Here is a 6366-nt window from a genome sequence, read left to right on the forward strand (position 1 = left end):
AGCGCCGCGGCCGCCTCCCGGGCCGTCGACCGGGCGGCCTCCCACTCCGGTACGGCGACGGTCACCGCCTCGCCCAGCTCCCGCATCCGGTCCACCCGCGCGGTCGCCGCCTCCAGCGTCGCGTCGTCGGTGTCGGCCAGCCCGGCCAGCATCCGGTCGACCGTCTCCCGCTTCGTCTCCGCCCGGGCGGCCCGCTCGGTCGCCTTCTTCTGCACCTCCTCGTAGACGCCGAGGCCGAGCAGGTTGACCAGGATCTGCTGGCGGGTGGCCGGCTTGGCGTGCAGGAAGTCGGCGAACTGCCCCTGCGGCAGCACCACGCAGCTGGTGAACTGCTCGTACGGCAGGCCGACCGCCTCCAGCACCGCGCCGTCCATCTCGGCCGCCGTGCCGGCGACGACCTCGCCGAGGTCCTCCGGGCTGAGCCCGGTGTCCAGCTTCGTGACGTCGAAGCCGGCCGGCATGAGCTGGAGCCCGGCGCCGGCGGTCTTGACGTTGCCCCGGCCGTCCCGGCGGACGACCCGGGTCGCCACGTAACGGTCGCCCGCCGACTCGAAGACCAGCCGGACCCGGGCCTCGGTCGCCGACGGGGCCAGCGCGTTGGCGAGCCCCCGGGCACCGCCCCAGCGCGGCACGGTGCCGTAGAGCGCGAAGCAGATCGCGTCCAGCACGGTGGACTTGCCCGAGCCGGTCGGGCCGACCAGCGCGAAGAAGTCGGCGTCGGTGAAGTCGACGGTGGTTTCGTCGCGGAAGACGGTGAACCCCGCCATGTCCAGCCGGATCGGCCGCATCAGTGGTCGACCTCCTCGAAGAGCTCGTCGAAGAGCTCCCGGACGCCGTCGTCGTCGTGCCCCCGGCTGTCGAGGTAGTCGGCGAACAGGTCGCGGGGAGAGCGGCCGGCCCGCTGCGCGACCCGGGTGCCGCTGCCCGGCGCCGGCACCAGCTCCGGGTCGATGCGGATCTCCAGCGCCCGGGGCAGCAGCTCCTGCACCTCCTCGCGCAGGCCGGCGCGGGGCTGCTCGCGCACGAACACGCGCAGCCAGGCGTCCGGCGCGTCGAGCTCGGCGAGCTGCGCGAGAGTGCCCCGCACCGTACGCAGGGCGGCCGCCGCGGTCACCGGCACCTCCCGGATCTGCGCCGCCGTCGTGGCGGTCACCTCGACCAGGGTCACCGAGGGCACGTTCTCCTGTTCGCCGAAGTCGACCGCGAGGGGGCTGCCGCTGTAGCGGATCGGGCACGCCCCCTGCACCCGCTGCGAGCGGTGCAGGTGGCCCAGCGCCACGTAGTGCGCGGTGCCCGGGAAGACCGTGGCCGGGACGGCGTAACCGAGGACGGTGTGCGCGTCCCGCTCGCCCCCGCCGGAGGTCGCCCCCACCACCGTCAGGTGGGCGGTCACCAGGTGCACCCGGTCCGGCTCGGTGAAGCTCTCGGTCAGCCGCCCCAGCACCCGGCCGAGGTGGTCGGCGTACGTCTGGGTGGCCTCGGCGGCGGTCAGCTCGTACATCTCCACGGCGCGGATCGCGTACCGCTGCGAGAGGAACGGCAGCGCGGCCAGCCGCCAGCGCTCCCCGCCGGCGGTGGTGCCGTCGATGACGTGCTCGTCCGGGTTCTCCCGGACGCCGCCGCGCAGGGTGATGCCGGCGGCGTCGGCCCAGGGCCGCAGCGCGTCCAGGGCCTGCCCGTTGTCGTGGTTGCCGCCGATGGCGACCACGTCGGCGCCGGTGCGGCGCAGCGCGGTCAACGCCCGGGTGACCAGCCGGGTGGCCTCCGGTGTCGGTGCGGCGGTGTCGTACAGGTCTCCGGCGACGATCACCAGGTCCGGCTGCTCCCGCCGGGCGACGTCGATCACCCCGGCGAGGACGGCCTTGTGCTCGTCGGCCCGGGACTGGCCCTTGAGGACCTTGCCGACGTGCCAGTCCGAGGTGTGCAGGATCTTCATGGGCAGTGCACTCCCTAGAACGGGATGTCGTCGTCGCTGCCGCCGCCGGAGCCGACGACCGCGAACGGGTCCGCCGACCCGGTGATCGACCGGAGCGTCTGCGACGGGGCCCGCCCGGCCTCGGAGACCCGGGTGGCCCAGGCCGGGAAGGGGAACTCCAGGCAGAGCGGCACCGGGATGTCCGGCTGGTTGACGAACATCGTGCCGGGCTTGGCCAGGAGCGCCCGCTGCCGCTGGGCCGGTGGGAGGAAGCCGTACTCCGGGCGGGACGCCTCGGCCGGATCGAGTCGGCCGACCACCCGGATCGCCGAGTTGGTGACGATCCGCCGCTCCACCTCGCTCGCCGTCTGCTGTGCGCCGACCAGGATCACCCCGAGCGAGCGCCCCCGCTCGGCGATGTCGAGCAGCACCTCCTTGATGGGGGAGGAGCCCTCCCGGGGGGCGTACTTGTTGAGCTCGTCGAGCACGACGAAGAGCAGCGGCTTGGCGGTGCCGGACTTCTCCTTGCGCTCGAACTCGGCCTTGAGGGTCACACCCACCACGAAGCGCTGCGCCCGGTCCGGCAGGTTGTGCAGGTCCACCACGGTGACCTGGGCGGACTCGGCGGTGTTGATGCTGTGCGGCCGGCGGGTGGCCAGGTCGCCGCGGATCAACCGGCTCAGGTCCTTCTTGCTGCCGATCAGCCGCCGGGCGAACGCGTTGACCGTGCCGAGGCCGACCGCGCTGCCCGCCCACTCGGACCGGGTCTCGTCGTCGTTGAGCTGCTCCACGATGTGGTCGACCAGGTCCGCGTACGACCCCAGGCGCACCCCGTCGAGGCTCACCCCGCCGTCGGCCGGCTGGGCGTGCCGGGCCAGGTGGGCGGCGACCGAGTGCACCACCATCGTGTACTGCTGGCGTTCGTCGTCGGCGTCGGCGAACACGTACGGCAGCAGGCGGTCGGCGCAGAACTCGGTGAGCGTCCAGTAGAAGCTGTCCACGCCGGTGAGGCGGCTGCTGACGTCCGGCGTGCCGGAGGAGTCACCGACCCGGGGCGGTGCGTACACCCGCACGTCCGGGAAGGCCCCGGCGGCCAGGCCGAGCCGGGCGTACGCCGCGCGGGTCGCGTCGTCCAGGCGGGTGTTCGGGTGGTCGAGGAAGAGCAGGTCCTCGCCCTTGACGTTGAAGATCAGCGCCTTGGCGTTGACCGCGTCGCCGCCGAGCACCCCGGAGCGGAACACCGAGTAGAGCAGGAAGGTGGCGAAACTGGTCTTGGTGGCCACGCCGGAGATGCCGGAGATCGACACGTGCGCGCCCCGGCTGCCGTCGAGGAAGTCGGCGTTCAGGTAGACCGGGACCCCGTCGCGGCCCATGCCCATGGGGATGCGCCGCTCCATCCGGTCGAAGTGCAGCGCCCGGGCCCGCGCGTCGCCCGTCGCCCGGTGCACCACCGCCCCGGGCGAGGGCGGTACGTACAGCTCCGGGTCGACCCGGGTGGTGGTGATCTCGGCCGCCTCCTGCACCTGGGCCGGCAGGGTGCCGTCGGCGATGGCGAAGACGTCGGAGTCGAACTGGGCCCCCTCGTGCCGGGCTCGTACCTGCGTGACCACGCCGGCGATCGTCACCGGCTCACGGTCGGGCAGCTCGCGGCGGGTCACCACGACGTCGTCGAGTTGGAGGTAGCTGCCGGGGGAGACCGCCGTCCAGAACTGCAACGGGGTGGCGTCGGCGGTGCCGAGCACCCGCCCGACCTGCTCGGCCGGGCCGTCGAACGCCTCGTCGGTCATCGGGCAACTCTTCTCGGCTGGTCGTCGCGGGCGGGGCACACGCCCTGCATCCTGCCCGAGACGTACGACAGGTCGCCACGCGACGCGGCGGACGCCACGTAGGTCGACATCCGCCCCTCGCGGTGCGTCACCGTCCTTCGACGCACCGTGCCCACGCGATGCGCCGATCCGGCCCCCGGCCGGTTCCGTCCGGGGGATGCTTCGCAGGAGCCGACGGCGTGACGGGGCGGGAGGGCGGTGTGGCATCGACGCGGGGTCGACTGGCGGCGCTGCTGGCCCTCGCGGCCGTGCCGGCGGTGGTGGAGGCCGTGGTGCTGGTGGCCATCGGGTTCAAGGCGGCGCAGCCGCTCGCACCGCAGGCCACCGCCGTCTGGCCGTACGACTCCTACCATGACCTGCGGTGGCTGTTCGTCTACCACGACTCCTGGACGACCTTCTTCCTCGGACTGCTGCTCCTGATCGTGGTCCGGGGTCTGCTGTCGGCCGGCCTGACCGCGTTGGCGTGGCCGGCCGACGTGCCCCGTCCGTCGAGGCGCTGGCTGGCGATGCGCAACCTGGAGGTCGCCGCGCTCGCCGCGGTCATCATCGCGCCGTGGGCCGCGCTCGCCGTGGCCTTCTCGGCGGTCGGGCTCTCCTGGTACCTGTTCGCCTCGCTGCTGCCGATGCTGCTGCTGGCGCCCTTCCTGCAACGCGCGGGTGTGGTGGCCCACTGGTGGCGCGGGCTGCCCTCGGCGGAGATGTTCGGCTGGTCCCTGCTCAACTTCGCGGTGCTGACCGTCTCGGGCGCCCTGATCGCCACCGCGCCCGGCTGGGCCGTCGTCGTGGTGGCCGGCCTCGCCGGCGTGGGCAACGGGCTGCTGTGGCGGCAGACCGTGCACGCCGCCGCCCGGCCCGGCCGTCTCCGCTGGGCCCGCGTCCCGGTCGCGCCCCTGGCGGTCGTCGTCGTCCTGGCCGGCTCCGTGGTGGCCCAGTCGGTGATCGGTATCGTCGCCGGCGGGGACGGCGAATGGAGTCCACCCGTCGTCGTCGACCGCCTGCCGGATGAGGTGCCGCACGCGGTGATCGCCATCGCCGGGCACGACTCGAGCTGGGACGGACGGTCTCCGCCGGATCCTCGCGTCGAGCGTTTCTCCTACCGGGGCCTGGACGACCGGCAGCGCCCCCTGCCGTACGACCCGTCGGCCACCCACCGGTCGCTGGACTCCAGCGCGGCGCTGCTCGCGACGCAGGTGGACCTGCTGCACCGGCGGACCGGCCGGCCGGTGGCCCTGCTCGGGGAGAGCGAGGGCGCGATGGTGGCGCGGGTGTACCTGGAGAAGTGGCCGGAGGGGCCGGTCGAGGCGGCGATGATGTTCAGTCCGCTGGTCCGGCCGGGGCGGGCCTACTACCCGCCGCCCGGATACTCCGGGTGGGGCGTGGCCACCGGATGGCAGCTACGCGGCATCACCGCGCTGTCCAACCTGCCGAAGGAGGTGAAGAACAGCCCGGACGAGCCGTTCGTCCGGTCGGTGCTGGTCGACGCGCCGTTCTTCCGCAACCGGACGCTCTGCCCGGTGCCCGGCGTACGCATGATCGCCTTCCTGCCCACGGTGAGCGCCGCCGAGGCCTCTCCGGGGGAGTACGCCCGGATCCCGGTCTTCCAGTTGCCCGCCCTGCACGGCGGCGTGCTGCGGCAGCGGGAGGTCCACGACCGTCTGGTCGACTTCCTGACCGGCGACATGAGCACCCGACCACGGGAGGAGTACGCCCTCCTCCAGCGGCTGGGCGCCGCCTGGCAGCCGCCCCCGCTGGCGTTGTCCGTCAACCCGGTGTGGGCGGCCGGCCGGGAGGCCGACCCGGCGTTCACCGGACGGATCTGCGAACCGCGCTGACGAGGGTGTTCAGGCGGGCGACCGGGATCGGCGGTACGGGAGCAGCAGCCGGATCGCCGCGATGTTGAGGCCGATCGCCAGCGCCGCCCGCCACGGCGCGAACGGGAAGATGACCAGGTCGGCGGCGATCGCGACGGCGGCGGCGACCAGGCCGACGAGCGCCGCCCAGCGGCGGCCGGTGAGGACGAGCAGCGCGACGAGCATGGTCGCCGCGCTGACGACCACCTGCGACCACGCCCACCCGGTGATGTCGATCTCGTAGACGCCCCTCCGGGTGGCAAGCATGAAGGCGTCGTGACCGGTGGCGGCCAGGGCACCGAGCAGGTCGAGCAGGCCGGCGCCGGCCAGCAGCCCGGCGGCGAGCAGCGGCCGGCGCGTCACGGCGGGCGCCGGTCCGACGCCGTCGGTCACCCGCGGAGTGCTCATGTGCCCACGCTAGACGGGCGCGGGCCGGGTCGTGTGCGGGTCAGCCGCGCGCGTAACGGAGCATGAGCACGCCGTCGGCGGCGGCCAGGACGTGTCGCAGCGGCAGGTGACGGACGGAGGCCTCCTCGCCCGCGGTGATCCGGCCCGGCCCCGGCCCGGCGAGCAGCGGGGCGACCGTCAGGCACACCTCGTCGACCAGGTCGGCGGCGGTGAGCCCGCCGAACAGGTGCGGGCCGCCCTCGCACAGCAGCTGATCGAGGCCACGGCCGCGCAGTTCGGCCAGGCCGGCGGCGAGGTCCACCCGGTCGCCCCCGACGCGCACCACGTCCGCGACGTCGGTCAGCCCGGGCGGCGCGGTGGCGTCGGC

General features: G+C 74.1%; 6 protein-coding genes. 1 reads left to right on the top strand and 5 read right to left on the bottom strand.

Annotation, left to right across the window (positions count from 1 at the left end; translation table 11 throughout):
* The 3 genes from AB0I76_RS19845 to AB0I76_RS19855 form a co-directional block, all read right to left on the bottom strand.
* The coding region (locus AB0I76_RS19845) for an SMC family ATPase (protein WP_357037333.1) at positions 1–788 on the bottom strand (788 nt) is incomplete at its 3' end.
* Positions 788–1936 carry an exonuclease SbcCD subunit D gene (locus AB0I76_RS19850; protein WP_357037336.1) on the bottom strand — a complete coding sequence of 383 codons (1149 nt, stop codon included), beginning with the start codon at positions 1934–1936 and terminating at the stop codon, positions 788–790. The genes AB0I76_RS19850 and AB0I76_RS19845, both read right to left, overlap by 1 nt.
* Positions 1937–1950: 14 nt before the next feature.
* Positions 1951–3702: an ATP-binding protein gene (locus AB0I76_RS19855; protein WP_357037339.1), complete on the bottom strand. Its 1752-nt coding sequence runs from the start codon at positions 3700–3702 to the stop codon at positions 1951–1953.
* A gap of 218 nt (positions 3703–3920) precedes the next feature.
* Here AB0I76_RS19855 and AB0I76_RS19860 point away from each other — a divergent pair, with 218 nt between their 5' ends.
* Positions 3921–5573, top strand: coding sequence for a hypothetical protein (locus AB0I76_RS19860; RefSeq protein WP_357037342.1), 1653 nt, complete (start codon positions 3921–3923; stop codon positions 5571–5573).
* A 9-nt stretch (positions 5574–5582) separates the two neighbouring features.
* Here the strand turns inward: AB0I76_RS19860 and AB0I76_RS19865 are convergent, their stop codons facing one another.
* Together AB0I76_RS19865 and AB0I76_RS19870 are read right to left on the bottom strand one after the other, a co-directional pair.
* Positions 5583–5999 (bottom strand): hypothetical protein, encoded by a 417-nt coding sequence (locus AB0I76_RS19865; protein ID WP_357037345.1) that lies wholly within the window; start codon positions 5997–5999, stop codon positions 5583–5585.
* A gap of 40 nt (positions 6000–6039) precedes the next feature.
* Positions 6040–6366, bottom strand: a 327-nt coding sequence (locus AB0I76_RS19870; protein WP_357037348.1) for a dihydrofolate reductase family protein, incomplete at its 5' end; no start/stop codon positions are given.

The sequence above is a fragment of the Micromonospora sp. NPDC049799 genome (assembly GCF_040656655.1).
Classification (GTDB): domain Bacteria; phylum Actinomycetota; class Actinomycetes; order Mycobacteriales; family Micromonosporaceae; genus Micromonospora.